This is a genomic window from Kitasatospora sp. NPDC001664 (assembly GCF_053596675.1).
Window position 1 is genome coordinate 16850 of sequence record NZ_JBSFGS010000011.1, and the last position, 25828, is coordinate 42677.

The 25828-nt window shown below is 73.4% G+C and carries 24 protein-coding genes and 1 pseudogene; 10 read left to right on the forward strand and 15 right to left on the reverse strand.

Annotated features, from left to right (window positions below; all coding sequences use genetic code 11):
* Nucleotides 1–59 precede the first annotated feature (59 nt).
* Genes ACWCYY_RS16930 through hemQ form a run of 3 tightly spaced genes read left to right on the forward strand, consistent with a single transcriptional unit; the run spans nucleotide 60 to nucleotide 2791 of the window.
* Entirely contained in the window at nucleotides 60–644 is a 585-nt protein-coding gene (locus tag ACWCYY_RS16930; RefSeq protein WP_449796473.1) for a Uma2 family endonuclease, read from the forward strand.
* Between the two features lie 33 nt (nucleotides 645–677).
* Nucleotides 678–2084 (forward strand): protoporphyrinogen oxidase, encoded by a 1407-nt coding sequence (hemG, locus tag ACWCYY_RS16935; RefSeq protein ID WP_449796474.1) that lies wholly within the window; start codon nucleotides 678–680, stop codon nucleotides 2082–2084.
* A complete protein-coding gene (gene hemQ, locus ACWCYY_RS16940; protein WP_449796475.1) occupies nucleotides 2081–2791 on the forward strand; it encodes a hydrogen peroxide-dependent heme synthase in 711 nt (236 codons plus the stop codon). The genes hemG and hemQ overlap by 4 nt, the downstream gene beginning before the upstream one ends.
* 86 nt (nucleotides 2792–2877) lie before the next feature.
* On the opposite strand, the gene ACWCYY_RS16945 is transcribed toward hemQ, so the two are convergent.
* The 6 genes and pseudogenes from ACWCYY_RS16945 to ACWCYY_RS16970 all read right to left on the reverse strand — a co-directional run bounded on the left by ACWCYY_RS16945 (nucleotide 2878) and on the right by ACWCYY_RS16970 (nucleotide 8442).
* Nucleotides 2878–3651 carry a TIGR04222 domain-containing membrane protein gene (locus ACWCYY_RS16945; RefSeq protein WP_345288619.1) on the reverse strand — a complete coding sequence of 258 codons (774 nt, stop codon included), beginning with the start codon at nucleotides 3649–3651 and terminating at the stop codon, nucleotides 2878–2880.
* Nucleotides 3652–3772: 121 nt separating this feature from the next.
* Nucleotides 3773–4171: a winged helix-turn-helix domain-containing protein gene (locus tag ACWCYY_RS16950; protein ID WP_345288620.1), complete on the reverse strand. Its 399-nt coding sequence runs from the start codon at nucleotides 4169–4171 to the stop codon at nucleotides 3773–3775.
* Nucleotides 4168–4914, reverse strand: coding sequence for a hypothetical protein (locus ACWCYY_RS16955; protein ID WP_345288621.1), 747 nt, complete (start codon nucleotides 4912–4914; stop codon nucleotides 4168–4170). The genes ACWCYY_RS16950 and ACWCYY_RS16955 overlap by 4 nt, the downstream gene beginning before the upstream one ends.
* A 77-nt stretch (nucleotides 4915–4991) precedes the next feature.
* Nucleotides 4992–5939: a TIGR04222 domain-containing membrane protein gene (locus ACWCYY_RS16960; RefSeq protein WP_449796476.1), complete on the reverse strand. Its 948-nt coding sequence runs from the start codon at nucleotides 5937–5939 to the stop codon at nucleotides 4992–4994.
* Nucleotides 5917–6954: a TIGR04222 domain-containing membrane protein gene (locus ACWCYY_RS16965; protein ID WP_449796477.1), complete on the reverse strand. Its 1038-nt coding sequence runs from the start codon at nucleotides 6952–6954 to the stop codon at nucleotides 5917–5919. Before ACWCYY_RS16965 ends, ACWCYY_RS16960 begins: the two co-directional genes overlap by 23 nt.
* Before the next feature lie 194 nt (nucleotides 6955–7148).
* A pseudogene (locus tag ACWCYY_RS16970) lies at nucleotides 7149–8442 on the reverse strand (DUF692 domain-containing protein).
* Nucleotides 8443–8663: 221 nt separating this feature from the next.
* On the opposite strand from ACWCYY_RS16970, the gene ACWCYY_RS16975 reads away from it, so the two are divergent.
* Nucleotides 8664–9584: a GNAT family N-acetyltransferase gene (locus ACWCYY_RS16975; protein ID WP_449796478.1), complete on the forward strand. Its 921-nt coding sequence runs from the start codon at nucleotides 8664–8666 to the stop codon at nucleotides 9582–9584.
* A gap of 1 nt (nucleotide 9585) precedes the next feature.
* Here the strand turns inward: ACWCYY_RS16975 and ACWCYY_RS16980 are convergent, their stop codons facing one another.
* From ACWCYY_RS16980 to ACWCYY_RS17000, 5 genes are all read right to left on the reverse strand, one after another.
* A complete protein-coding gene (locus ACWCYY_RS16980) occupies nucleotides 9586–11850 on the reverse strand; it encodes a restriction endonuclease (protein WP_449796479.1) in 2265 nt (754 codons plus the stop codon).
* Nucleotides 11851–12034: 184 nt separating this feature from the next.
* Complete coding sequence (gene msrB, locus ACWCYY_RS16985; RefSeq protein ID WP_345288630.1) at nucleotides 12035–12439, reverse strand: peptide-methionine (R)-S-oxide reductase MsrB; 405 nt, start codon at nucleotides 12437–12439, stop codon at nucleotides 12035–12037.
* A 21-nt stretch (nucleotides 12440–12460) separates the two neighbouring features.
* Entirely contained in the window at nucleotides 12461–13864 is a 1404-nt protein-coding gene (gene murC, locus ACWCYY_RS16990) for a UDP-N-acetylmuramate--L-alanine ligase (RefSeq protein ID WP_345288631.1), read from the reverse strand.
* Nucleotides 13865–13941: 77 nt separating this feature from the next.
* Nucleotides 13942–14400 carry an indole-3-glycerol phosphate synthase gene (locus ACWCYY_RS16995; RefSeq protein WP_345288632.1) on the reverse strand — a complete coding sequence of 153 codons (459 nt, stop codon included), beginning with the start codon at nucleotides 14398–14400 and terminating at the stop codon, nucleotides 13942–13944.
* A 117-nt stretch (nucleotides 14401–14517) separates the two neighbouring features.
* Nucleotides 14518–15300, reverse strand: a complete 783-nt coding sequence (locus ACWCYY_RS17000; RefSeq protein WP_345288633.1) for a pyrimidine reductase family protein — start codon at nucleotides 15298–15300, stop codon at nucleotides 14518–14520.
* On the opposite strand from ACWCYY_RS17000, the gene zapE reads away from it, so the two are divergent.
* Nucleotides 15299–16405 (forward strand): cell division protein ZapE, encoded by a 1107-nt coding sequence (gene zapE / locus ACWCYY_RS17005; RefSeq protein WP_345288634.1) that lies wholly within the window; start codon nucleotides 15299–15301, stop codon nucleotides 16403–16405. The two genes, ACWCYY_RS17000 and zapE, sit on opposite strands and share 2 nt — an antisense overlap.
* A 194-nt stretch (nucleotides 16406–16599) precedes the next feature.
* On the opposite strand, the gene ACWCYY_RS17010 is transcribed toward zapE, so the two are convergent.
* Complete coding sequence (locus ACWCYY_RS17010; RefSeq protein WP_345288635.1) at nucleotides 16600–17427, reverse strand: polysaccharide deacetylase family protein; 828 nt, start codon at nucleotides 17425–17427, stop codon at nucleotides 16600–16602.
* Nucleotides 17428–17598: 171 nt separating this feature from the next.
* Here ACWCYY_RS17010 and ACWCYY_RS17015 point away from each other — a divergent pair, with 171 nt between their 5' ends.
* The 5 genes from ACWCYY_RS17015 (at nucleotide 17599) to ACWCYY_RS17035 (ending at nucleotide 22829) form a co-directional block, all read left to right on the forward strand.
* On the forward strand, nucleotides 17599–18294 hold the full coding sequence (locus tag ACWCYY_RS17015) for a DUF6445 family protein (protein ID WP_345288636.1): 696 nt from the start codon (nucleotides 17599–17601) through the stop codon (nucleotides 18292–18294).
* A gap of 28 nt (nucleotides 18295–18322) precedes the next feature.
* Nucleotides 18323–18682, forward strand: a complete 360-nt coding sequence (locus tag ACWCYY_RS17020; RefSeq protein ID WP_449796480.1) for a hypothetical protein — start codon at nucleotides 18323–18325, stop codon at nucleotides 18680–18682.
* 46 nt (nucleotides 18683–18728) lie between these two features.
* Nucleotides 18729–20819, forward strand: coding sequence for an excinuclease ABC subunit UvrB (uvrB, locus tag ACWCYY_RS17025; RefSeq protein ID WP_345288638.1), 2091 nt, complete (start codon nucleotides 18729–18731; stop codon nucleotides 20817–20819).
* 215 nt (nucleotides 20820–21034) lie between these two features.
* Complete coding sequence (locus ACWCYY_RS17030) at nucleotides 21035–21613, forward strand: TerD family protein (RefSeq protein WP_345288639.1); 579 nt, start codon at nucleotides 21035–21037, stop codon at nucleotides 21611–21613.
* A gap of 229 nt (nucleotides 21614–21842) precedes the next feature.
* The gene (locus ACWCYY_RS17035) at nucleotides 21843–22829 is read left to right on the forward strand and encodes a TerC family protein (RefSeq protein WP_345288640.1); all 987 of its coding nucleotides are present in this window, start codon (nucleotides 21843–21845) and stop codon (nucleotides 22827–22829) included.
* Nucleotides 22830–22890: 61 nt separating this feature from the next.
* Here ACWCYY_RS17035 and ACWCYY_RS17040 read toward each other — a convergent pair whose 3' ends face one another.
* The 3 genes from ACWCYY_RS17040 to ACWCYY_RS17050 form a co-directional block, all read right to left on the reverse strand.
* Complete coding sequence (locus ACWCYY_RS17040; protein ID WP_345288642.1) at nucleotides 22891–23967, reverse strand: hypothetical protein; 1077 nt, start codon at nucleotides 23965–23967, stop codon at nucleotides 22891–22893.
* A gap of 148 nt (nucleotides 23968–24115) precedes the next feature.
* Nucleotides 24116–24769: an MBL fold metallo-hydrolase gene (locus tag ACWCYY_RS17045; protein WP_449796481.1), complete on the reverse strand. Its 654-nt coding sequence runs from the start codon at nucleotides 24767–24769 to the stop codon at nucleotides 24116–24118.
* Between the two features lie 53 nt (nucleotides 24770–24822).
* Entirely contained in the window at nucleotides 24823–25566 is a 744-nt protein-coding gene (locus ACWCYY_RS17050) for a maleylpyruvate isomerase family mycothiol-dependent enzyme (protein ID WP_345288644.1), read from the reverse strand.
* Nucleotides 25567–25828: the final 262 nt, after the last annotated feature.

Below are 25828 nucleotides of genomic sequence, written 5' to 3' on the forward strand. Positions count from 1 at the left end.
CGAAGTGTCGCTCGCGAGGGGGACGACGCAGCCCAGCGGAATGTGACAGCCTTTGAGGCATGAGCGCGTTGCCTGACTGGATGTACGCACCACGCGAAGAAGGCTGGTTCGCGGAGGACCTGGACCAGCTCACCGAGGCGCCCCGGCACACCGAACTGATCGATGGAGCGTTGGTCTTCGTGATGTCTCCGCAGCGGGCCTGGCACAGCCGAGTGGTGTCCGGGCTGACCTTCGAGCTGGGGCGCCAGGCCCCCGAGGGGTTGGACGTCGAGCGGGAGATGACGGTCCGCCTCGACCGGCGGAACCGTCCGGAGCCGGACCTGCTCGTCAGCTCGGCGCAGTTCGACCCGGATCGCACCTGGTACGCGCCGTCCGACGTTCTGCTGGTGGTCGAGGTGGTGTCGCCGGAGTCGGCCGACCGGGACCGTCAGGTGAAGCTCCGCAAGTACGCCGAGGCGGGGATCGCCCACTACTGGCTGGTCGAGCGGGAGGACGCCCTCCCCGTCGTGCACGCGTACGAGCTCGACGTGCCGACCGGTGCGTATGCGGCGGCCGGGGTGTTCCGCGAAGTACTGGACTGTTCCGTGCCGTTCCCCGTCGTGATCGACCTGGCGGTGCTGCTGTCCGGGCGACGCCCTGATTGATGGGATTTGGGTGAGCTCTGCGAGGATGCGGGCATGGCAGAGCTTCGGGTCGTGGTGGTCGGTGGAGGGATCGCCGGGCTGACGGCGGCGTGGTTGGCGAGCGGGGCGGCTCGGGTCACGTTGTTGGAGGCGGGCGGGCGGTTCGGCGGGAAGTTGTACGGGGGGGAGGTCGGCGGCGTCCGGGTGGACCTGGGGGCCGAGTCGATGCTGGCGAGGCGGCCGGAGGCGGTGGAGCTGGCCCGGGAGGTGGGGCTGGCGGGGGAGTTGGAGCCGCCGACCACGGCGAAGGCCGGGATCTGGACCAGGGGTGAGCTGCGGCCGCTGCCCGCCGGGCAGTTGATGGGCGTGCCGGGGGACCTGACCGCGCTGGCGGAGTCCGGGGTGCTGACCGAGGAGGGCCTGCGGCGGGCCGGGCAGGACGGTGCCGCCGGGGAGATCGGGGCGGACGTCTCGATCGGGGAGTACGTGGCCGCCAAGCTGGGCCGCGAGGTGGTGGACCGGCTGGTGGAGCCGCTGCTCGGCGGGGTCTACGCCGGGCACGCCGACGAGATCTCGCTGCGCGCCGCCGTCCCGGCCCTGCTGCCGATCGCCCAGCGCGGCGGCCCGCTGGCCGAGGGCGTGCGCGAGCTGACGTCCCGTCCGAGTGCGGGCGGCCCGGTCTTCCAGGGCCTGCGCGGCGGCCTCGGCACCCTGCCGGAGGCGGTGGCCGCGGCGGCCCGGAAGAACGGCGCCGAGCTGCGCACCGACAGCCCCGTGGAGGAGCTGCGCCGCACCCCGGAGGGCTGGCGGATCGTCAGCAACGGCGAGGTGCTGCACGCCGACAAGGTGGTGCTGGCCGTCCCGGCGCCGGTCGCCGCGGCGCTGCTGGCGGCCGAGCTGCCGTCCGCCGCCGCCGAGCTGGCGCAGGTCGAGTACGCGGGCATGGCGCTGGTCACCATGGCGTTCCGCCGGGCCGACCTGGAGGGGACGGCGCTGACCGGCAGCGGCTTCCTGGTGCCCCCGGTGGACGGCCGCCGGATCAAGGCCTCCACCTTCTCCTCCAACAAGTGGGGCTGGCTGGAGCGTTCGGCCCCGGAGGAGTTCCTGCTGCGCACCTCGCTGGGCCGGCACCGCGAGGAGGCGGCGCTGGACCTGCCCGACGAGGAGCTGGTGGCCCGTTCGCTGGCCGACCTGGCCGAGGCGGTGGGCCTGCGGGCCCGCCCGTACGACACGGCGGTGACCCGCTGGCGCGGCGGACTGCCGCAGTACCCGGTCGGCCACCTGGACCGGGTGGCCCGGATCCGCAGCGCGGTGGCGGGCCTCGGCGGCCTGGCCGTCTGCGGTGCGGCCTACGACGGCGTCGGCATTCCGGCCTGCATCGCCAGTGCCCGCCGCGCCGTCAACGAGATGTTGACCCCGGAGACCGGGGCGTCCGTCAGGGAAGGGAGAATGGGCGCATGAGTGAGTCGACCGAACAGCCCGTGAAGAAGAAGGCCCGCGACCTCAACCAGGTCATCCGCTACACCATGTGGTCGGTGTTCAAGCTCAAGAGCGAGCTGCCCGAGGACCGCGCCGCGCTGGCCTCCGAGGTGCAGGAGCTGTTCGACCAGCTCGACGCCAAGGACGTGACGGTGCGCGGCAGTTACGACGTCTCGGGCCTGCGCGCCGACGCCGACCTGATGATCTGGTGGCACGCGGAGAGCTCGGACGACCTCCAGGAGGCGTACAACCGCTTCCGCCGCACCGGCCTGGGCCGGCACCTGGAGCCGGTCTGGTCGAACATGGCCCTGCACCGCCCGGCCGAGTTCAACAAGTCCCACATCCCGGCCTTCCTGGCCGACGAGCAGCCGCGCGAGTACGTCTGCGTGTACCCGTTCGTCCGCTCCTACGAGTGGTACCTGCTCCCCGACGAGGAGCGCCGGGGCATGCTCGCCGAGCACGGCAAGATGGCCCGCGGCTACCCGGACGTCCGGGCCAACACGGTGGCCTCCTTCGCCCTCGGCGACTACGAGTGGCTGCTCGCCTTCGAGGCGGACGAGCTGCACCGGATCGTGGACCTGATGCGCGATCTGCGCCCGTCCCGGGCCCGGCTGCACGTCCGCGAGGAGGTGCCGTTCTACACCGGCCGCCGCAAGCCGATCGCGGAGCTGCTGAACGGCCTCGCCTGAGCACGGCGCACGCCTGAGCGCCGCGCACGCCCGAGCGCCGCACACGCCCGAGGGGCCCACCACCGGTGGGCCCCTCGGGCGTTCCGTCAGTAGCGCAGCGCCGCCCGCAGCCGGGCGTCCGGCAGGGCGGCCGGGCCGACCACCGCGACGGCGGTGAGCACCGCGTCGTCGGTGGGGGAGGCGCCCAGTGCCTGCCGGGGGACGTGCACCGCGTCCAGCACGTCCCGCCCGGCCGGGCTGGCCCAGCGGGTGTAGGGGTGGACGTCGACCCGGGCCATCAGCAGGGTGCCGCTGGTGAGGATCAGGGGCAGCGAGAACCAGGCCACCGCCGAGCCGGCGTCCCCGGTGCCGGGCGCGGACAGCGCCAGCGCGCCGCCCAGCAGCACCACCGAGAGCACCAGTGCCTGCCGCACCTGACGCACCGCCAGCGAGGTGCTCTCCCGCACCACCGCCGGGGTGGCCAGGCCCGCCTGCACCAGTCGGCCGCCGATCTCCAGCACCGCCGGGTGGTGGGCCAGCCCGCTGCGCAGCTTCCCGGTCGGGCACTGCCCCTCCGGGCCGATCTCCTCGATCAGCGCCCGCTCCAGCCGGGTCCGCCCGTGCGGGTCGACCACCGAGGTGAAGCCGGTGTGCGCCAGGTGCAGCCGCCCGCGCGCGGCCATCAGCACCAGGGCCAGCTCCACCACCCGGGTCGGCCCGCCGGCCAGGTAGGCGGTCTCGTAGAGGCCGACCCCGACCGGTTCGGCGGGGCGTGGCCGGGTGGGCCCGGCCAGCGAATCGGCGGTGGCTGCGGCCCGGACCAGCCGCAGGCAGGAGAGCACGGCCGCGAGCAGGGCTGGGAGGAGCAGGAGCAACCACATGGGTCTCGTTCTAGACCTGGTCGCGCCGCCCGTGGAACGGGTTTCGGGATCGCGATACCGAACTGTGACACTCCGTCGGTTTCACCACCCGCGCACGCCCCCTGCACGGAGCAACCGCAGGTCAGCGCTGGGTGATGGACCCCTGCTCGATCTGCTGGATCAGCCGCTTGAGCTGGGTGACCTCGTCCTGGAGGGCGCGGGTGCCGGCCGGTGTGAGGGAGAGCCAGGTGCGGCCGCGCCGGCCCTCGTAGCCCTTCTCGATCTCGACCAGCCCGGCCCTCTCCAGCACGGTGAGGTGCTGGCTGAGGTTGCCGGCCGTGAGGCCGAGCGCGGTGCGCAGGAAGCCGAACTCCACCCGGCGGGCCTGGTGGGCGACGGTGAGGATGCCGAGCCGGACGCGCTGGTGGACGACGTCGTCCAGGGCGGTGACGGGGTGCTGGTCGGCCGGGCGGGCCGTGGCGTCCCGGGCATCGGGGCCGTACGGGTCGGTCGGGTCGTTCGGGTCGTTCGGGCCGGTCATGCGGTGTCACGTCCGCGGCGCCGCTCGGCCAGGCCGAAGCCGAGCGCGGCGAGCAGCAGGAGCAGGCCCGGGAGGGCGAGGCGGGGGAGCGAGGCCCACGGCGAGGTGGCCGGGATGCCGGCCCAGCTGGTGTCCGGCCGCGTCAGTTCGACGGCCAGGTAGAGGGCGGTGAACAGCAGCAGGGCGCGGCTGCGCTCCACCCGGCACAGCACCAGCAGGGGGAGTCCGATGGTGACCGCGGTCCCGGTGAGCCGGGCGAGCAGGTCCGCCGCGACGGAGCCCTGGGCGAGGCTGATCCCCCAGAGGTCGACCGGCTCGCCGGGGCCCGGCATCCCGTGCCGGGTGCTCCAGAACTCGGTGGCACCGACCAGCAGGAGCAGGGCGGCCCCGGTGAGGACGTACGGCCGGACCGTGGTGCCGACGCCGCGTCGGCGGGCCCGGTGGAGGTAGAAGGCGGCGGTTGCGGTGTAGACGAGGGCGAACCCGATCAGCCAGTAGGCCGGAGAGCCCTGCGAGACCAGGGTGCAGTCGCCACCGGGGCCGGTGGCGTCCGGCCCGCACGGGACGGCCCGCACGCTCTGGGTGAGGCGGTTGACCGCGATCCCGCCGAGCACCAGCAGGCCGAGCAGGAGGAGGGGGAACCAGGTGCCGCGCTGGGCGGCCCGGACGCGCCGGGTCAGGTCGCCGAGGGCGGCGAGGACGTCGTGTGGGGTGCCGTTCGGGGGCACCGCGGAGTCTGCCATGCCATCAGGTTTGCACTGCAAACCGAACGGCGGCAAGGGCCCTGCGGAGTCCTTCACCAACGGACCGTGACGTTCCGTCAGCCGCCGCCCCCGCCCCAGGAGCCGGACCCCCCGCCGTCGTGGCCGGACCAGGAGCCCGGGTCCGCCCAGGAGCCGAATCCGCCGTCGTGCCCGCCGTCGTGCCCGCCGGCGTGGCTGCCGCCGGGGTCGGACCAGGAGCCGTCCGCAGCGCCTGTGGAGGGATCGGCCGTGTACCAGTCGTAGAGCGTCAACTCCCCCACCGCATAGGTGAGATCGGTCGCGCCGAGGCCGGCCCCGGCGGCCCCGCCGGCCACGGCGGGCCCGGCGGCGGCCCGCAGCCGCTCCAGCAGGGAGCGCCCGGAGGGGGTGAGCGCGGAGGGACCGGGGGCGGTGGCCCGGCGCCAGAGGGCGCCCAGGGCGAGTAGCAGGACGAAGCCGCCCAGCGTCGGCAGCACCGGGTGGTGCGCCAGCAGCAGCCGCACCCAGGCGGCCGCCCCGAGCAGGGCGCCCAGGGCGAGCGCGGCCGTCAGGGCACGCCGGGCCCGGACCGCAGCCCGCAGCGGCCGGGGGTCGTGCAGCAGCCCGCGCTCGACCAGGCGGGCGCCCACCCGGCGCACCGGGTGACTGGCCGTCAGGGCCCGCCGCAGCGGGACCGCGCGGGCCCGTCCGCTCGGCCCGGCCTGCCGGACCAGCTCCGCCTCGACCGGGTCCCCCGAGCGTCGGCGGACCACGGTGAGCCGCCCGTCCGGGGAGATCTCCAGCCGGCCGTCGTCCCGCATCCGGATGATCACGGTGTCGGCCACCAGGGCGGGCCCGCCCAGCAGGTGCGCCAGCTCCAGCTCGGAGAGCTCGGCCTTCAGGCGCCGGGTCGGCACGCGCTTGCGCGCCAGCCGGATCCTGGCCACGGTGGCCCGCAGGCCGGTGACCGCCACCAGGGCGGTGGCGGCGAGCAGTTCGGCGTACGGCAGCGCCCCGGCCACCTCAGCTGCCCCCGCAGCCGCCACCGCCGCCGCAGCTGCTCCCGCAGCTGCTGGAGGAGGAGGATCCGCAGCTCGACGAGGACGAGGAGCCGCAGCTGCTGCTGCTCGACGAGCCGCAGCTGTTGGACGAGGAGGACCCGCAGCTGCTGGAGGAGGATCCGCAGCTCGACGAGGGGGTGTCCGGCGAGGAGCTGGAGCACCAGACGTAGCCGCTGGAGTCGGAGGAGGAGCCCGAGGAGGTGGTGGAGGTCCTGGTCATCGCCTGCTGGGCGGCCAGGGCCTGCCGCAGCTCCAGGTCCTCCAGGGAGTCCAGTCCGTCCACCGCGACCGCGCCGAGCAGCAGCGCCCCGCCGAACACGGCGGCGTCGTGCGGTTGCCAGGGGCTGCCGGTGCGTATCAGCTCCAGCTGGCGGACGCCGGCCGGGGTGATCCGGGCCCGCTCGGGCTTGCTGACGGCCAGCCAGAACAGGCCCACCATCAGCAGGCCGAGGAAGGGGAAGAACGGGGCGGAGCGGGAGCCCTGCTCGGCCGCCGAGAGCCCGAGCCAGTCGATCGCGGCCAGGACGCCGAGGCCGATCACCACCAGCTGGACGAACCAGAACAGCCGCCTGGCGCCCATCGCCTTCCTGAACAGGTCGGGGCGCCGCATCAGCCCGCGGGCGGCCAGGCCGTCGCCGATCCGCTGGACGTGCTCGCTCCGGGCCAGCTCGCGGCGCACGGTCGAGAGGTCGGTGCGGCCGGAGGAGCCGGCCACGGTGATCAGGACGGCCTCGACCGCGTCCCGGGCGTTCCGGTCGGTGACCGTGACCTGGCCGGAGCGGGAGACGATCAGCCGTCCCTCCTGCTGCATCCGGACGATCACGGTGTCGACCACCCGGGCCGGGCCGCCGGCCAGGAAGGCGGCGTCCAGCAGCGGCTGGCCCCGGCCGGGCAGCCCCTGCGGCTGGGGCACCCGGCGCATCCGGCGCAGGCGGTTCTGGGCGTTGCACCCCGCGAGCAGCTGGGCTGCGGCGGCGATGCCGAACTCGGCGTACCACATGATGGGATCCCCCGTACGTGAAGTTTGAGCGTTCAGTTGCACCAGGGGCGCGGGGAACTGCGCGAGGCGGAAGGCGGACCAGTGCCAGATCGGGGCATGCGAGCCAGTTGCACGTGCTGCCGTTCCCCCGCGCGCAGTTCCTCGCGCCCCCGGGTTAGCCACTTACGCCAGCCGAACCGATTGCCGGGCGGGCCTCAGCGCCACCAGCGGCGTCGGGACGGTCCGGCGGGCCGGAGCAGGCGTTCCAGGGCGGGCCGCCAGGCGGCCTGCGGTTCGGCGGCCAGCGCCCATTCGGCGAAGGCCCGGGCATCGGCCCGGTAGCCGCCGGTCATCGGGCGGCCCTCGGCGTACCGGAGGAAGAGCCGGCCGTACTCGTGGCCGAGCAGCCGCTCCAGCTCCGGCTCCACCCGGGCCACGGTGTCCCGCCGCTTGTGCAGCAGGCCCCGGGCCTGGGTGCGGACCTGACCCTCGTCGAAACCGGCCGGCACCGGGGCGCCGGCCAGCAGTGCGTCGAGCAACTCGCTCTGCCTGCGGGCGAGTTCGGCGCGGGCCAGGACCAGGGCCGGGTCGGCGCCGTGCTCCGGACCGGTGCCGGGGCCCTGGGTGGCCCCGGGCCGGACGAGGTACTCGTACTGCTCAGACATGGTGCGGTTCCCCCTCCAACACCTCACGGATCGCGTCGAGTTCGCCCGCCAGCTCGGCGGGCGGCGGGAAGTTCTCGTCCCGCTCCAGCAGCACGCCCGGTGGTACCGCCCTGGCGCGCAGTTCGGCCAGCACCTCCAGCACCGGGGCGGTCACCGGATGGGCGTGGGTGTCGTGCCAGACCCCGTCCCGCTCGATCCCGCCCGCCACGTGCACGTAGGCCAGTGCCTCCAGGGGCAGCCGGTCGAGCTCGGCGGCCACGTCCAGGCCCAGGTTGACCCGGTTGGTGTGCAGGTTGGCCACGTCGACCAGCAGCCGCACCCCGGTCCGCTCGACCAGCTCGGCGAGGAACTCGCCCTCGCTCAACTCGTCGTCCGGCCAGGCCAGATGGGCCGCGATGTTCTCCAGGGCCAGCGGCACCGGAAGCTCCTGCTGGGCGATCCGGACGTTCTCCGCGATCACCCGCAGCGCGTCCCGGGAGCGCGGCACCGGCAGCAGGTGCCCGGCCTCCCGGCCACCGGCCCGGACGAACGCCAGGTGCTCGGTGACCAGCGGCGAGCCGAGCGCCTCGGCGGTCAGCGCCAGCCGCTCCAGCCGGGAGCGGTCCGGCAGGTCCGCCCCGCCCAGGCCCAGCGCCACGCCGTGCGGCACCACCCGGACGCCGCGCTCGCGCAGCACCGTCAGGGAGGGCGGCAGCTCCCCGGCCCGGAGCTCGTCCGGGCAGAGGTTCTCCGCCACCACCTCGACCCAGTCCAGGCCGGGAAGCCGCTCGACGACGGTGTCGATCTCGGGGCGCCAGCCCACGCCGACCCCGAGCCGGGGGAGCGTCGTTGCGGTGGAGTTCATCGTGATCCGCCCCCTTCGGAGGGCCGCGCCGAGAGCCGGCGTCGTGGTGGATTCCAGTGGTCCGGCGGCTCCTTCGCGCGCCGTCCCGCTGCCTGAGGATGTATCCCGCCGGGGCGGCTGCCAACCCGCGTCCGGCATTCTCAGAGCTGAACTTGAGCTTTCCGGCACCGGGGGGAATTTCAGTGGACCGCAGGTGACGGGGAGACTAGCGTCGGCGGTCTATGACGATGATCATCCGTGACTTCCGCCCCGACGACGCCGAGGCCGCCGCCGCCTCCTACAGCGCCGGCCGCCCGCACCTGGTGATGTCCCCGAAGGCGGTGCGCCACCTGGTGGAGAGCGCCGCGCCGGAGCAGCACTACCGGCTGCTGGTCGCCGAACTGGACGGCGAGGTGGTGGCCTCCGGGCGGGTCGGCCTGCACGCCTCCTCCTCGACCAAGGGCCAGGGCTTCGCCAACCTGAGCGTCAACCCCGGGGCCCGGGGCCGGGGAGTCGCCACCGCGATGCTGGCGGAGGCGGAGCGGCACCTGGCCCGGCACGGGGCCACCGTGATCCGCGCCTGGGTGGACGACGAGCCCTCCGCGAAGGCCTTCGCCGAGCGGCACGGCTACCGGAAGGGCCGGGGCGCCCAGTTCGCCCACCTCGCGCTGACCGCCGCGCTGCCGCCGGTGCCCGCGCTGCCCGAGGACGTCACGCTGGCCACCGCCGCCGACTTCCTGGCCGACCCGTACCCGCTCTACCGGGTGGACGTCGACGGCACCCTGGACGAGCCGGGTGACGTGGACCTGGACGACTACTCGTACGAGGACTGGCTGGCCGAGGTCTGGGAGCGTCCGGACCTGGACCGCGAGCTCACCACGGTCGTGCTGGTGGACGGCGAACCGGCCGCGTTCAGCGCGGTGCAGACCGACGGCGGTACCCGCTACTGGTCGGCCTTCACCACCACCGCCGCCGCCCACCGGGGCCGGGGCCTGGCCACCCTGGCCAAGACCGACTCGCTGCACCGCGCGCTGGCCCGGGGCATCACCGACGCCTACACCAGCAACGACGCGACCAACGTGCCGATGCTGGCCATCAACGAGCGGCTCGGGTACCGGCGTTGCGCCGGCGAGTGGTCCTACACCAAGGAGCTGCGGGGCTGACTCAGCCCACGTCCACGCCGTGGGCCCGGGCCAGCCCGGCCAGCCCGTCGGACCAGCCCTGGCCCACGGCGCGCAGCTTCCACTCGCCGCGGTGGCGGTAGAACTCGGCGACCAGCATCGCCGAGACGCCCGGCTCGGCCGGGGGCTCGAAGGACCAGGAGTTGCCGTCCGCGGCCCGCACCTCCAGCTCGGCCCGGCCGAGCTCGGCGCAGGTGCTGGTCGAGTCGGCGTCCATGTTCACCGAGACCGCGACCCGCTGCACCGCCCCCGGAAGCCCGGGCAGCCGGACCAGCGCCGCCTCGGTGAGCAGCCCGTCCGCGCCGCGCTCCTTCGGACGGAGCGTCACCGCGCCGCCCTCGGCGGTGGGCTGGTGGTAGAAGACGAAGTCCTCGTCGCCGCGGACCGTGCCGTCCTCGGTGAGCAGCAGCAGCGTCAGGTCGGCCTCCGGGCCGGTGGAGGCGAAGCGCACCGAGAGCTCGGACAGGCCGGCGGCGGGCAGCACCACGTTCTGACCCGGGCTCAGGGCGGTGGCCTGCGGCACGGGCAGCACCCGGGTCCGGTCCTCCGGCGGCTGTGGCCGGTCCGGGTTCTCGCGCGGCAGTACCTGGGTGGCGTCCTCGCTGGTGGTGACGGCCGGCGGGTGTGTGGGACGGGGCGGGACCGCCGGGGCCGCCGGGGCCTCGGGCCCGCCGCCGAGGCGGCCGGGCAGGCCCTGTTCGTGCAGCAGCGCGAGCAGCATCGGCCCGTCCACCAGGGTCAGCGGCTTGCCCTCCACCCAGCGGTGCGAATCCGGGCCGAACCCGGCCGTGGTGACCAGGATCCCCTTCTTCGCCCCGTGGTGGACCCGGGTCGCGTCCAGGTCCCGCACCGCCGTCGGGTCCACCGTGCGGCGGTAGCGCTTGGCCTGGATCACGATCAGCCCGCCCGTCACCGGATCGGGGTCCTCGGCGATCACGTCCACGCCCTGGTCCCCGCTGCGGGCGGTGGTGCGGGTGGTGAGGCCCCGCCGCCGGAACAGCTCGGCGACCAGCTCCTCGAACTCCAGCGGGTCCATGGTGAACAGGTCGGGGCCGTCCGCTCCGGCGGGCGGCGCCTGGTACGTCCCGACCTGCCCGGCCAGCCGTTCGGTGCGCACCTGCTCCAGCTTCTCCGGCTTGGCCGACAGCCGCCCGCGCAGCCCGTCCACCAGGCAGTCCAGGGGCTCCACCCGGTCCAGCGCGACCGCCCGGAAATCCTCCTGGCGGACCGTCACCGCGGCCAGGTACCGCTGCTCCAGCCGGCCGCTGGCCGGGTCGGCGCCCTCCACGTAGCCGTTCACCACCACCGAGGCCAGCAGCCCGCGCTGGTCGGCCCCGAACACCTCGGCCAGCACCCGCAGCACGCACTGGGCCAGCAACTCCCGGTAGAGCGACTTCCGTTCGGTGGCCGAGCGGGACACCTCGGACTCCCGGTCCTCGGCCTTCACGTACCGCACCCGGGCCACCGCCGGGACCACCTCGAAGCCCGGCAGCTCCCAGTCCACCACCAGCTGACGGGCCGCCGCGTCCCAGGCCACCTCGCAGTCGCGCGGGAACTCCTCCGGCCAGTCCGAACGGCTCCGCAGCGCAGTCTCGAACAGGTCCGCCACCGCCTCCGCCGACCCGGCGTCCAACTCCGCCGCCAGCCGCGCGGCCTGGCCCGCCCGGTCGGCCGCCAGCCGGTGGTTCTCCGCGACCCAGGCGTCGTACTGCGCCCGGTACGCCGCCAGGTGGTGCAGCCGCTCGCCCTCCGCCCGCTGGGCGGCGTGCCAGTCGTACTCGAACCGGGAGCGGGCCTGCGCGGCCTGCGCGTCCCACTGCGCCCGGGCCGCCGGGTTGAACGCCTGCGGCCCGGTCAGCGGCGGCACCAGGTAGCGGTTCTGGTCCGGCATCGGCACCGGCCGTCCCAACGGCCCCGGGTCGAACGGCGGCGGCTGGAAGGCCCCCTGAGCGTCCGTCAGCCGGAAGGCCCGCCCCGACAGCCCCCGCGCCAGCACCCCGCGCAGCTCCGCCACCTGCTCGTCCAACTCGGCCGTCCGCCGGGCCGCATCCGCCTCCCGGCCCTGGTGGTACGCCTTCAGCGCCTCGCGCTCCCCCTGCGCCGCGGCCCGCTGCGCCTCCCGCTGCTCCCGCTCGAACCGCCGCTGCGCCGCCACCGCGGCCCGGCGCTGCTCCTCCTGCCGGCGGGCCTGCTGCCGCTGCGCCTCCGCGATCATCGCCAACATCCCGGAGCCGCCTCGCCTGGCCATTCCCGTCCCCTCCCACCGACCCGAACGATCAAGTCTGGCACGCCTCCGGGGTCACGCCCACCCCCGGGATCCGTGCACGTCCGACGGGCCGGGCGGCCCCGTGCCGGTGGGGCCCGCGCAGCACGGAACCCCTGCGGGAGGCTCCGTCGTGCGAGCCTCCCGCAGGGGTTCCGGTGGGGTGCGGCTACTCCGCGGGGCGGAGCGTCAGGGAGATGCTGTTGATGCAGTAGCGCTGGTCGGTCGGGGTGCCGTAGCCCTCGCCCTCGAAGACGTGGCCGAGGTGGCCGCCGCAGGTGGCGCAGCGGACCTCGACCCGCTTCATGCCCATCGAGGTGTCCTCGATGTACTGGACCCGGTCCTCGGCCAGCGGGGCGTAGTAGGACGGCCAGCCGCAGTGGCTGTCGAACTTGGTCTCGCTGCTGAACAGTTCGGCCCCGCAGGCGCGGCAGGAGTACACGCCGACCGTCTTGGTGTCGGTGTACTCGCCGACGAACGGGCGCTCGGTGCCCGCCTCGCGGAGCACGTGGTACTCCTCGGGGCTGAGCTGCTCGCGCCACTCGGCCTCGGTCTTCTCGATCTCGTAGCTCACGGGTCTCTCCTCCTGGAGGGTTCAGGCAGAGGGTGCAACACCGGCGAGCCGAGAAACGATCTCCGGCCCGAGGTCGGTCACGTCGCCCGCGCCCATGGTGAGCACCAGGTCGCCCGGCCGCGCCAGCGAGGCGAGCACCGCCGGAGCGTCCGCGAACACGTGCTCGGCCCGGACGTCGGCGCCCGCCCGGCGGGCCGCGTCGATGATCAGCTCGCTGGTGACGCCGGGGACCGGGTCCTCGCGGGCGGGGTAGATGTCGAGGACGACGGAGGCGTCGGCCAGCGCCAGCGCCTGCCCCATCTCCTCGGAGAGCTGCTGGGTGCGGGAGAACAGGTGCGGCTGGAAGACCACCAGCACCCGGCCCTCGGCGGCCTCCCGGATCGCCTCCAGGTCGGCGGTCATCTCGGTCGGGTGGTGGGCGTAGGAGTCGATCACCTGGACCCCGCCGGCCTCGCCCTTGAGCTGGAGGCGGCGCTTGACGCCGGTGTAGGAGCCGAGCGCCTTGGCCAGGTCCGCGGCCGGGACGCCGAGGGCGACGCCGGCGGCCAGCGCGGCCACCGCGTTGTGCGCGTAGTGGCGGCCGGGCACGGAGACGGTGAAGGTCAGCTCGGTGCCGTCCAGAAGGACCGTCACCTCGCTGGTCATGCCGTGCGGCGTGACGGCCAGCACCCGGACGTCGGCGTCCGCGGCCTCGCCGTAGGTGACCACCCGCAGGCCGTCGCGGCCGCGGACCCGGCCGGTGAGCTCGCGGGCGCCGTCCTGGTCGGCCGAGACCACCAGGGTGCCGCCGGGCACGATCCGGCCGACGAAGGTCTCGAAGGACTCGTGGATCTCGTCCATCGAGGCGTAGTTGGCGTGGTGGTCCAGCTCCACGTTGAGGACGATCGCGACCTCGGGCGCGTACTTGTGGAAGCTGCGGTCGCTCTCGTCCGCCTCGGCGACGAAGATCTCGCCCGCGCCGTGGTGGGCGTTGGAGCCCGGCCCGTCCAGGTCGCCGCCGATCGCGTACGAGGGCTCCAGACCGAGCTCGCCGAGCGAGACGGCGAGCATCGAGGTCGTGGTGGTCTTGCCGTGGGTGCCCGCCACCGCCAGCGCGCGGCGGCCGCCCATCAGGGCGGCGAGCGCGTCGGAGCGGTGCACCACCGGGACGCCGCGCTCGCGGGCGGCCGCCAGCTCGGGGTTGTCGGCCCGGATCGCGCTGGAGACCACCACGCTGCTCACCCCGGCGGGCAGGTTCTCGGCCGCGTGACCGACCGCGACGCCGGCGCCGAGCGCGCGCAGCGCCCGCACGGTCTCGGAGTCCTTGGAATCGCTGCCGGAGACCCGGGCGCCGCGCACCGCGAGGATCTTCGCCAGGCCGGACATCCCCGCGCCACCGATGCCGATGAAGTGCGGGGCGTGCAGGTCGTGCGCGGCGTCGTTCAAGGAGTGCTCCGTCGTACCTCGGTGCTGTCAGGGGCAAGGACGATTCTGCCCTAACTCAGGCGCCGCCCCGTGCGGGCTCAGGAGTCGCTGGCGAACAGCTTGAGCACCGGCACGCCCACCTTGTGCCGGGCCTGCGAGGCCCAGTCGCGGTGGAAGAACTCCTCCACGAAGTGAGGCGACGTCAGGACCAGTACCTCGTCGGCGGCGTGCTCCTCGACCACCTCGCGCAGCCGGTCCAGCGGATCCTCCTCGACCACCTCGCCGACCGCTTCGGCCCCGGCCCGCTGGAGGTGGCGCAGGCTGTGCTGGAGCGATTCGCCCGCCAGGGTGGGGGCCTCCTGCTCCTCGCGCTCGTGCACCGCCTTCTCCAGGTGGCCGAGGGCCACGTCGTCGAGGGCGCGCAGCAGTTCGCCCTGCTTGCCGCGCGGCTGGATCAGGACGACGAAGGAGACCTCCTCCTCGCCGTGGAGCGTGGTGACCAGCTCCACGTCGGCGTCGGAGAGCGCCTTCTCGATCATCAGTACGGTCTTGAACACGTGCGTCCCTTCGCAGGTGCAGGCCCCCGGGCGGTGTCCCTTCCCGACTCCCATAGTGCCCGGAGGATGCTTTCCTCACGCTGCACACGCGCCACATGGGCCACGGTGCGATTCGGATCACTGCGGGGTGGGGGCGGGGCCTTCCAGTCGCAGGTAGCGGCTGAAGAGGAAACCTTTCTCCTCGATCAATGAGAGCAGCCGCATCGACTGCGTGTCAGACATTTCCGCATTGTGGAGGATTCGTGGCGCGTCGCCGCCGGTGAGCAGGGGGGCCAGCGAGAGGCAGAGTTCGTCCACCAGCCCGGCCGCCGTCAACTGCCCGAGCAGCCGGGGGCCGCCCTCGGTGAGCTGCCTGGTCCAGCCCCGCGCGGTCAGCTCCTGCTGAGCCAGCGTCAGGTCCACGTCGCCCTTCCCGGCCACGATCAGGTCGGCCACCCGGGCCACCGCCGCGCGGGCCTCGGCGGGGGAGTCCTCGGTGGTGACCACCACCGTCCGGACCAGCGGCTCGGTGAACAGCGGTGCGGAGAGCGCCAGGCCCAGGCTCCGGCTGACGACCGCGATCGCCGGGGCGGGCTCCTGCCCCGCCGCCGCCCGGGCCGCCGCGAACTCCCTGCGCGCCCGGGCCGGCCGGTACCCCTCGGAGCGGACCGTCTCGGCCCCCACCAGCACCACGTCGCTCAGCGCCCGCAGCACCCCGAATATCCGCTTGTCGGCGTCCCCGGACAGCCCCTCCGAGACGCCGTCCAGCCTGGCCCCGCCGTCCAGCCCGGAGACCATGTTGGCCCGCAGCCAGGGGCGGCCGCGGTTCACCTGGTCGGGGTACGCGTAGACCTCGGCGAGCGCCTCCAGGGAGTGGAGGTCCTCGTACCTGACGCCGTTCGGGCTGATCAGCTGCTGCATGAGGTCGAGTCTTCCACGGCCGGTACCCTCTACTAACGTGCCCGCAGCCTCCCGCCCCGATGCCATAGCGACCGACGCCCCGACCGCCGCTCCGATCGCGCTCACCTCCCGCCGGCCGGTCGTCCCGGCCGAGCGCCTGGTCGCCGAGATGGTGCCGCCGCCGCGCTTCGCCGACGTGAGCTTCGGCAGTTACAACCCGGACCCGACGCAGCCCAGCCAGTACGAGGCCGTCCAGGTCCTGGAGGAGTTCGCGGCGGGCATCCAGGCGGCGAGCGCTCCGGCGAAGAAGGGCTGGTTCCGCCGCTCCGCCCCCGCGCCCACCGGCCCGGCCGGCGTCTACCTCGACGGCGGCTACGGCGTCGGCAAGACCCACCTGCTGGCCTCGCTCTGGCACGCCACCCCCGGGCCCAAGTCCTTCGGCACCTTCGTCGAGCTGACCAACCTGGTCGGCGCCCTCGGCTTCCAGACCGCCGTCCAGACCCTCTCCACCCACCGGCTGCTCTGCATCGACGAGTTCGAGCTCGACGACCCGGGCGACACGGTGCTGGTCTCCACGCTGCTCAGCCGCCTGGTCGAGAACGGCGTCAAGCTCTGCGCCACCTCCAACACCCTGCCCGAGAAGCTCGGCGAGGGCCGCTTCGCCGCCGCGGACTTCCTCCGCGAGATCCAGGGCCTCTCCGCACACTTCCGCCCGCTGCGGATCGACGGCCAGGACTACCGTCACCGCGGCCTCCCGGACGCCCCGCCGCCGTACTCGGACGAGGCCGTCACCGCGCGGGCCGGGGAGACGCCAGGGGCGGCGCTCGACGACTTCGACGCGCTGCTGGAGCACCTGAAGGTCGTCCACCCCAGCCGCTACGGCGCGCTGCTCGACGACGTCCAGGCGGTCTTCCTGCGCGGCGTGCACCAGGTCGACGACCAGTCCACCGCGCTGCGGCTGGTGGTGCTCGCCGACCGGATGTACGACCGGGAGCTGCCGATCACGGCCTCCGGCCTGCCGTTCGACCAGGTCTTCCCGGAGGAGCTGCTGCGCGGCGGCTACCGCAAGAAGTACCTCCGGGCGATCTCCCGGCTGGTCGCGCTGGCCCGCGACAGCGCGGCGTAGCTCCCGCAGGGGACTCGGCCTAGGCAGGTGGTGCGGCAGGGCAAGCGCTCAGGGGCGCGGGGAACTGCGCGCGGGGGAACGGCAGCACGTGCAACTGGCTCGCCTGCCCCGATCTGGCCCTGGTCCGCCTTCCGTACTCGCGCAGTTCCTCGCGCCCCTGAGCACTTGCCCTACCGGGCGTCGCCGAAAGGGGCTCAGGCGCAGAGTTGGCTGGCCGTCACCGGTTGGAGGCCGAGGCGGTGGAGGCCGTCGAGGAGGCCGGGGAGGGCGTCGACGGTGCCCTGGTGGCCCATGTGGAGGGCGACGACGGAGCCGCTGCGGACGGAGCGGAGCAGGCGGCGCTGGAGCAGGTCGGCGCCGGGGTCGGCGTAGTCGTGCGGGTCGACGTCGAAGGACAGGCAGTGCTCGTAGCCGACCAGCCGGGCCTGTTCCCGGACCACCCGGCTGGCGTACTGCGCGGCGGAGGGCCGGAACCACCGCCCGATCGAGCCCGTCAGCCGGCGCAGCCGGTCCGCGCACTCGGCGATCTCCGCGTGCACCTGATCCGGCGTCAGCGCGTTGAGGTCCCGGTGGTTCTGGGTGTGGTTGCCGAGCTCGTGGCCGCCCCGCAGTATCCGCTCGGCCATCTGGGGCTGCTGGTCCAGCCAGCGGCCCACCGCCAGCACGGTGAGCTTGACGCCGTGCGCCTCGGCCCGTTCCAGGAGGGCGGTGGCCTGGGCCGGGTCGCCCTCGCCGTGGAAGGTCAGGGCGATCTCGGAGCGGGTGCGCGGCCCGTTGACCACCTCCACCGGGGTGCCCGGTGCCAGCGGGGCGAAGGCCGGGACCACCGGCGGGCGGCTGGCCGCGGGGGAGGACGCCGGCGTCGCCGAGGGCACGGGGGTGGGCGTGGGGGAGGGCGGCGGGGAGGCCGGGCCCTCGGCCACCGGGGGCCCGGAGGCGGAGCAGGCGGACAGGGCCCCGAGGGCGGCGGCGGTGGCCAGTCCCGCGGCGGAGCGCAGCACGGTGCGGCGGTCGGCGTTCATCGCGGCCAGCTTAGGGAGCGTGGAACTCCCGTACGACTCGGGTGCGCCGAGCGGACCATCCGGGCCTCGATCGTGAACGAAGCTGACCAGACCAAAAGTTGACGGTCCGTGGCCAAGAGTTGACCACTCTGCGGGAGAGTCGTGGGCCGGACCGCTCCTAGGGTCGGCCCCATGCCCCCTGAGCTGCTGCGCCGGCCCGTGCCCGGCCATCCCGTGCTGCCCGTCCTCCCGTACCGCAAGCCCACCAAGGGCCGCGACTACTGGGTGCTCGACGACGTGCTGCCCGACCCGGACGAGGTCCGCGCCCGCTGCCTGGCCGTCGAGGAGTGGGAGGAGGGCTACCCGCACAAGCCCGAGGCCTGGCCCGGGCTGCGCGCCATGCCGGCCCTGCTGCCGGACGAGCTGGCCCTGGTCGAGGCGAAGGTCCGCAGGGCCACCGGCGCCTCCCGGATCTGGGCCCTGGGCGAGGCCGAGGGCGGCACCTTCAACCACAACTGCGTCCAGGTGGTCGGTGCGGGGGAGAGCGAACCCCGGCCGCACACCGACTCCCGCGCGCTCTGCCGGTACGCCGCCGTGCTCTACCTCAACCCCACCGTGCCCGCCCGCTGCGGCACCAGCTTCCACCGTCAGAGCCTCCCCGGCGGACGCCTCGGCGGGAACCAGGTCACCGCCCCGCACAACAGCCTGGTCGACGCCCTCGGCACCCGCTACGTCCCCGCCGGCTCCTTCACCGAGGACCTCGCCGTCCCGCACCGGTACAACCGGCTGCTGCTCTACACCGCCAACCTGATCCACACCGCCACCGAGTACTGGGGCGCGACCCTGGAGGAGAAGCGGATGACGGCGGTCTTCTTCTGGATGGCGTGACCCGGCGTCGGCTCACTACGGTGCCGGGATGACCACCTCCACCGAACCCTTCCCGTCCCGCCCGCTCCGTGAGGTCCGGGCGGTGTACGTCTGGCAGGTCGGCTGCCCCTCGGACTTCGCGGACGTCACGGTGGACTTCGAGCCCGGGGAGCCGGGCCTGGCATTCGAGACCGCGCCGGAGGCGGAGGCGCCGGACGGTTGGTCACTCGAGGAGCTGTACGGAGCGGTCGCCGAGGGCGTCCGGGAGGAGCTGGCCGAGCTGGGGCTGGCTCCGGCCGTCGTGGTGGTGCTCCGCCGGCTGCGGGTCCACGAGGTCGACTCGAGCGAGCGCTCCTTCCGCCGGGCGGGCCGGCTGCTGGTCCGCAACGCCTTGGCCGCCCGGCCCTGAGCAGCGGCGCTCGGGGATTGTCGGTGGCTGGTCGTACGGTGGTGGCGTGCGTCCCATCACGAAGATCGAGCGTTCCACGGCGCCCTTCGAGGTCGTCAGCCCCTACCAGCCCAGCGGTGACCAGCCGGCGGCCATCGCCGAGCTGGAGCGCCGCATCCGCGCGGGCGAGAAGGACGTCGTCCTGCTCGGTGCCACCGGCACCGGCAAGTCCGCGACCACCGCGTGGATGATCGAGAAGCTCCAGCGCCCCACCCTGGTGATGGCGCCGAACAAGACGCTCGCGGCCCAGCTGGCCAACGAGTTCCGCGAGCTCCTGCCGAACAACGCGGTCGAGTACTTCGTCTCGTACTACGACTACTACCAGCCCGAGGCCTACGTCCCGCAGACGGACACCTACATCGAGAAGGACTCCTCGATCAACGAGGAGGTCGAGCGCCTGCGCCACTCCGCGACCAACTCGCTGCTCACCCGCCGCGACGTGGTCGTGGTCGCCTCGGTCTCCTGCATCTACGGCCTCGGCACGCCGCAGGAGTACGTCGACCGGATGGCCCAGCTGCACGTCGGCGAGGAGGTCGACCGGGACGCGCTGCTGCGCCGCTTCGTCGACATGCAGTACACCCGCAACGACCTCGCCTTCACCCGCGGCACCTTCCGGGTCCGCGGCGACACCATCGAGATCTTCCCGGTCTACGAGGAGCTGGCGCTCCGGATCGAGATGTTCGGCGACGAGATCGAGGCGCTCTACACGCTGCACCCGCTCACCGGCGAGATCATCAGCCAGAACGAGTCGATGTACGTCTTCCCCGCCTCGCACTACGTGGCCGGCCCCGAGCGCCTGGAGCGCGCGGTGAACGACATCGAGAAGGAGCTGGAGGAGCGGCTCGCCGTGCTGGAGAAGCAGGGCAAGCTGCTGGAGGCCCAGCGGCTGCGGATGCGCACCACCTACGACATCGAGATGCTCCGCCAGATCGGCAGCTGCTCCGGCGTGGAGAACTACTCGATGCACTTCGACGGCCGCGAGCCCGGATCCCCGCCGAACACGCTGCTCGACTACTTCCCCGACGACTTCCTGCTGGTCATCGACGAGTCGCACGTGACGGTCCCGCAGATCGGCGCGATGTACGAGGGCGACGCCTCCCGCAAGCGCTCGCTGGTCGACCACGGCTTCCGGCTGCCCTCCGCGCTGGACAACCGCCCGCTCAAGTGGGAGGAGTTCCAGGAGCGGATCGGGCAGGCGGTCTACCTCTCGGCCACCCCCGGCAAGTACGAACTGGCCCGGAGCGACGGCGAGGTCCGGCAGATCATCCGCCCGACCGGCCTGATCGACCCCGAGGTGATCGTCAAGCCGACGGAGGGTCAGATCGACGACCTGGTGCACGAGATCCGCAAGCGGATCGAGAAGGACGAGCGGGTCCTGGTCACCACCCTCACCAAGAAGATGTCCGAGGACCTGACGGACTACCTGCTCGGTCTCGACATCCGCGTGCAGTACCTGCACAGCGACGTCGACACCCTGCGCCGGGTCGAGCTGCTCCGCGAGCTGCGGGCCGGCAAGTTCGACGTCCTGGTCGGCATCAACCTGCTCCGCGAGGGCCTCGACCTCCCCGAGGTCTCCCTGGTCGCGATCCTGGACGCGGACAAGGAGGGCTTCCTGCGCTCCGGCACCTCGCTGATCCAGACCATCGGCCGCGCGGCCCGCAACGTCTCCGGCCAGGTCCACATGTACGCGGACCGGATCACCCCCTCGATGGAGCTGGCGATCGAGGAGACCAACCGCCGCCGCGAGGTCCAGCAGGCCTACAACACCGAGCACGGCATCGACCCGCAGCCGCTCCGCAAGAAGATCGGCGACATCCTGGACACCCTCTCCCGCGAGGACCTGGACACCGAGGAGCTGCTCTCCACCGGCTACCGCCAGTCCGGCAAGGGCAAGGCCCCGGTCCCCGCCCTGGGCGCCGACCGCAAGCCCGCCAAGAGCCTGCCCGCGGCCGAACTCGCCGATCTCATCCAGCAGTTCACCGACCGCATGCACGCCGCCGCCGCCGACCTCCAGTTCGAGCTGGCGGCCCGCCTGCGCGACGAGATCGGCGAGCTGAAGAAGGAGCTCCGCCAGATGCGCGAAGCCGGCATGGCCTGAAGCCCTCCGGTCACCTCCGTGCCCCGTGGCACCTCCGCGTCGGTGGGCGCGCCACGGGGTACGCCCCTTGCACGGGGCGGATGCCCGCAGGCCATAGGGTTGGGGGCCGTGGGCTCCGTGCCCGCGCAGGGGGCCTCGGCCGGGGGACGGCAAGGGGGTGTCCGCCGTTGCGCCGGTCCGGTGGGTGGGCCGGGCCGAGGAGAGAGGGCATTGCCGTGTCGGTGAACCTGGCCAAGGGCCAACGGGTGAGCCTGCAGAAGAGCTCGGGCGAGTCGCTGTCGGTGGTCCGGATGGGACTGGGGTGGAAGGCGGCGCCCAAGCGCGGGCTGTTCGGCAGTCGCACCCGTCAGATCGACCTCGACGCCTCCGCGCTGCTGTACGCCGAGCGCACCCCGTCGGACGTGGTCTTCTTCCACCACCTGGTGAGCAACGACGGCTCCGTCCGGCACACCGGGGACAACCTGATCGGCGGGGTCGGCTCGGAGGACGACGAGTCGATCCTGGTGGACCTCGCCCAGGTCCCCGTGCACATCACCCAGGTGATCTTCACGGTCTCGTCCTACACCGGTCAGAGCTTCGCCGAGGTGCAGCAGGCGCACTGCCGCCTGGTGGACGAGTCCACCGGCCAGGAGCTGGCCCGCTACGAGCTGACCGGCGGCGGCCCGCACACCGGCCAGATCATGGCCAAGGTCTACCGGGACGGCGTCGGCGGCTGGGGGATGCAGGCGATCGGGGCACCGGCCAAGGCGCGCACCTTCCAGGACATGCTCCCGGCGATCGAGCCCTTCCTCTGACGGCGCGCCAGGGGGAGTTCTTTACCTTCTTTACCTTTCCTTGGTTCTTCTGTTAGCCTCGGTGGAACGGAGGGGAGTATTCCCCCGCAGTGTCCCCGTCATCACGGGCGCCGAAGTCGGTGCCCCGGGGCGCTGGTCCGTGGGCCAGGCGGAGCCGGCCCGACGGGCGGAAGAGACCTCCGGCAGTGACGATGACTGTCTCTCGCCTACCTGCCGGAGGAGCAGCTAAGTGGACGTTTCCGTGGGCCTGTGGGTCGGGACGATCGGGGTGCTCGTCGCCCTGATCGTGGCCGACTTCTTCATCGGTGGCCGCAAGCCGCACGAGGTCTCCATCAAGGAGGCCGGGATCTGGACCACCGTCTGGATCGTGCTGGCCATCCTGTTCGGCGGGTTCCTCTGGTGGTACGGCGGTTCGCAGCCGGCCGGCGAGTTCTTCGCCGGGTACATCACCGAGAAGTCGTTGAGCGTCGACAACCTCTTCGTCTTCATCCTGATCATGGGCAAGTTCGCGGTGCCCAGGATCTACCAGCAGCGCGTGCTGATGGTCGGCGTGATCATCGCGCTGGTGCTCCGGGCGGTCTTCATCGCCGGTGGCGCCGCCCTGGTCTCCGAGTTCTCCTGGGTCTTCTACATCTTCGGCGCCTTCCTCATCTGGACCGCGTACAAGCTGGTCAAGGAGGCCATGGGCGACGACGAGGAGGAGGAGTTCGAGGAGAACCGCCTGCTCAAGTCGATCGAGAAGCGCTTCCCGTCGACCGACAAGTACCACGGCACCAAGCTGACGATCCGTGAGAACGGCAAGCGGCTGATGACGCCGATGCTGATCGTGATGCTCGCGATCGGCACCACCGACGTCCTGTTCGCCCTGGACTCGATCCCGGCCATCTTCGGCCTGACCCAGGACCCGTACATCGTCTTCACCGCCAACGCCTTCGCCCTGATGGGCCTGCGCCAGCTCTACTTCCTGATCGGCGGCCTGCTCAAGAAGCTGGTCCACCTGAGCTACGGCCTCTCGGTGATCCTCGGCTTCATCGGCGTGAAGCTGGTGCTGCACGCCCTGCACGAGAGCGGCGTCCACGTCCCCGAGATCAGCATCCCGGTCTCCCTCGGCGTCATCTGCGGCGTCCTGGTGATCACCACCATCACCTCGCTGATGGCCTCCCGGAAGCAGGAGAGGGCCGAGCGGGCGGAGTCCAAGGACGAGATCGACGCCTGACGCTCCACCACCCCCAGAACGGCAGGGCCCCGACCAACCCACCTCAGGTCGGGGCCCTGCTTCATGCCGTCCGGCCGCGGAACGCCGGGTACCCCGGCAGCGGGGGCACGTCCCAGTCGTACGCGTCCAGCAGCAGCCGCACGGTCCGGGTGAAGGCCGGCAGTCCGTCCAGGGTGCTCGCCGTCTCCCAGCGGTGCCGCAGCAGCTGACGCTTGGTGGGGACCGGGCGGCGGGTGCGGTGCATCGGGGCGTCCTGCGCCACGGCGCCGGCCAGCATCCGCACCGTGGCGTCCGTCGTCCAGACCGCGACGGCCTGGGCCATCCCGATCTGCCAGGGCTCGTCCTCGGCCAGCTCCGGATACACCGTCACCACCTCGTCGCGGAAGGTCCGTTCGACCTCGGCGGCCAGGCCGTCCGGAAGCCGGAAGACGCACCAGCAGGTGGAGAACGGCATCCGGCAGTACGCGGCGGTCAGGAAGACCGACTGGTAGCAGGCCCCCTCGAAGTCGATCAGCCGCAGGCCGTCGGGCGTCAGCAGGTTGTTGTCCGGGCACGTGTCGCCCGGTGTGAACGCGGGGTGGGCGTCGGCGCCCACCGCCGCGATCCCGGCCAACTCCCCGGCCAGGCCGGCCGGTACGGGCAGCCCCAGGTCGTCGAGCAGGGCCGGCAGTGCCGCAGCCTGGTCGGCCAGCCACGGCAGGTCCTCCCACGGCGGCCGCCCCCGCCCGTACCGGGCCGCCAACGGCGCGAGCTCGCCCCGCCGCGGCACCGAGGCGGCGGCCAGCCGCCCGAGGCCGCGGGCCCACGCCAGCAGCCCCTCCCCGGCGGCCCGCGGGTCGTCGCCCAGCAGCACGTCCGCCAGCGTCGGCGCCTCCCCGAGGTCCTCCATCACCAGCAGCGGCAGCTCCTCGTGCACCCCCAGCAACCCCGGCCCGGCCAGCCCGAGCGACAGCCCGGCCGCCTCCGCCGTGAACCCCCGCAGCGCGTGCTCGCCGTCCCCGAAGGCCTTCACCACCACCGTCCCGCCCCCGTCGGTCCGGCACCGCACCACCGTGCTCCGCCGGGATCCCCCCAGGTCCACCGGCTCGGAGAGCCTGGCCCCGAGCACCTCCCCGCCCGCCCGCAGAATCGCATCCATCCCGGCATCCTGGCAGCGCCCCGCTCCGGCCCGCAGCCGCTTTCCGCCCGGCGAACGGCACGGGTGAACGGCACGGGTGAACGGCACGGGTGAACGGCACGGGCCCCGACCCCCTGCCCGGAGATCGGGGCCCGCTGCCGCAGGGGCGTCACCAGCCGCGGGCGCGCCACTCCGGGAGGTGGGGGCGCTCGGTGCCGAGGGTGGTGTCGTTGCCGTGGCCGGGGTAGACCCAGGCCTCGTCGGGGAGGACGTCGAAGAGCTTCTCGGTGACGTCGCGGTAGAGGGTCTCGAAGGCGGCCGGGTCGCCCCAGGTGTTGCCGACGCCGCCGGGGAAGAGGCAGTCGCCGGTGAAGACGTGGGGGTGGCCCTGGGGGTCGTCGTAGACCAGGACGATGGCGCCGGGGGTGTGGCCGGTGAGCTGACGGACGGTCAGCTCGACCCGGCCGACCGTGACCACGTCGCCGTCGTCGAGGGGGAGGGCGGTGGGGACGTCGATGGCCTCGGCGTCGATCCGGCCGGCCGCGGTGCGGGCGCCGGTGGCCTCGACGACGGTCGCCAGGGCGCCCCAGTGGTCGTGGTGGCGGTGGGTGGTGACGACGGTGGCCAGCTCGGGGCCGACGGACTCCAGCAGGACCTCGGCGTCGGCCGCCGCGTCGATCAGCAGCTGCTCGTCGGTGGCCCGGCAGCGCAGCAGGTAGGCGTTGTTGTCGTGGGGCCCGACCGCGACCTTGGTGATGATCAGGTGGGCCAGCTCCCGCACGTCCGGCGGTCCGCCGACCTTCACCGCTCCGTGGTACGTCATCCCGCTGCCGCTCCTCGCTCCTCGGTGGCCGTCTGGGTGCCCATCATGCCCGCTCAGCCCATCGCCGGGAGGGTGGGCAGCGGACCCGAGGAGGACAACGTCGAACCGTGGCTCCGGCCGGAGAGCCAGGCGACCAGCTGGCGGACCGGGCCCTCGACGGTGACCGGGGCGTCGGCGGCGCCCGCCACGGTGGCCGTCGCGCCGGTGTCGGTGGCGGTCAGGCGGAGCTCGGGCAGGCCGTCGGCCTTCTCGAACAGGGCGGCGAGGCGCGGCAGTTCGGCCGAGGCGAAGTCGAGCGGCCAGTCCGCCGGGGTGTAGCCGGCGGCCAGGTCGACCAGGTGGTACTCCACCTCCATCAGCCGCTTCCGGGGCAGCTCGTGGGCCGGGAAGGTGTAGCCGAAGCGGTGCTTGAGCGGGGTGCTCCAGTCGTCCTCGGTGAGCCGGGCGGCGGCCTCGGCGAAGCGCCGGTGGCTGGCCCGCAGGTCGTCCCAGTGCTCGGCCAGCGGGCGCGGGGCGTCCCGCTCGATGTCCTGCTCGCGGGCCTCGTGGGAGGCGTACTGCGGGGTGTCGCTGCCGGTGGAGGCGTTGTCCAGCAGGTTGACCAGGGAGTCGGCGTTGCGGGAGAGGTGGGCCAGCACGTGCCCCCGGGTCCAGCCGGGGAGGCCGGAGGGCTGCGGCACCTGCTCGGGGTCGAGTTCGGCGGCGACCCGGAGGAGGGCCGCGGTGGAGGCCTCGACGGCGGCGAGGTCGGCGGCGGCGCGGGTGGCCGCGGCGGCGTTGTCAGTGGTGTCGGTCATGGTGGGGTGAGCACTCCCGGTTCCGAGGGCCGCAGGCGTTGCCCGGAGGGCCGCGCCTCGTTGACACGGTGGACGCTACCGGCGGCCACGGGCGTGAGCAGCGGGTTTTCCGCAGGGCCGCGCCAGGGGCCCGGTCGGGCCGTCACTCGTTCGGGTGGACCGGGCTGGACATGGTCGTTATTCGAACGCCTGAGCTAGTAGGCTGACGGGCGCACACTGGAAGAATTCACCCGATTGCGCTTGTTGGTCCCAAGCAGTGGGC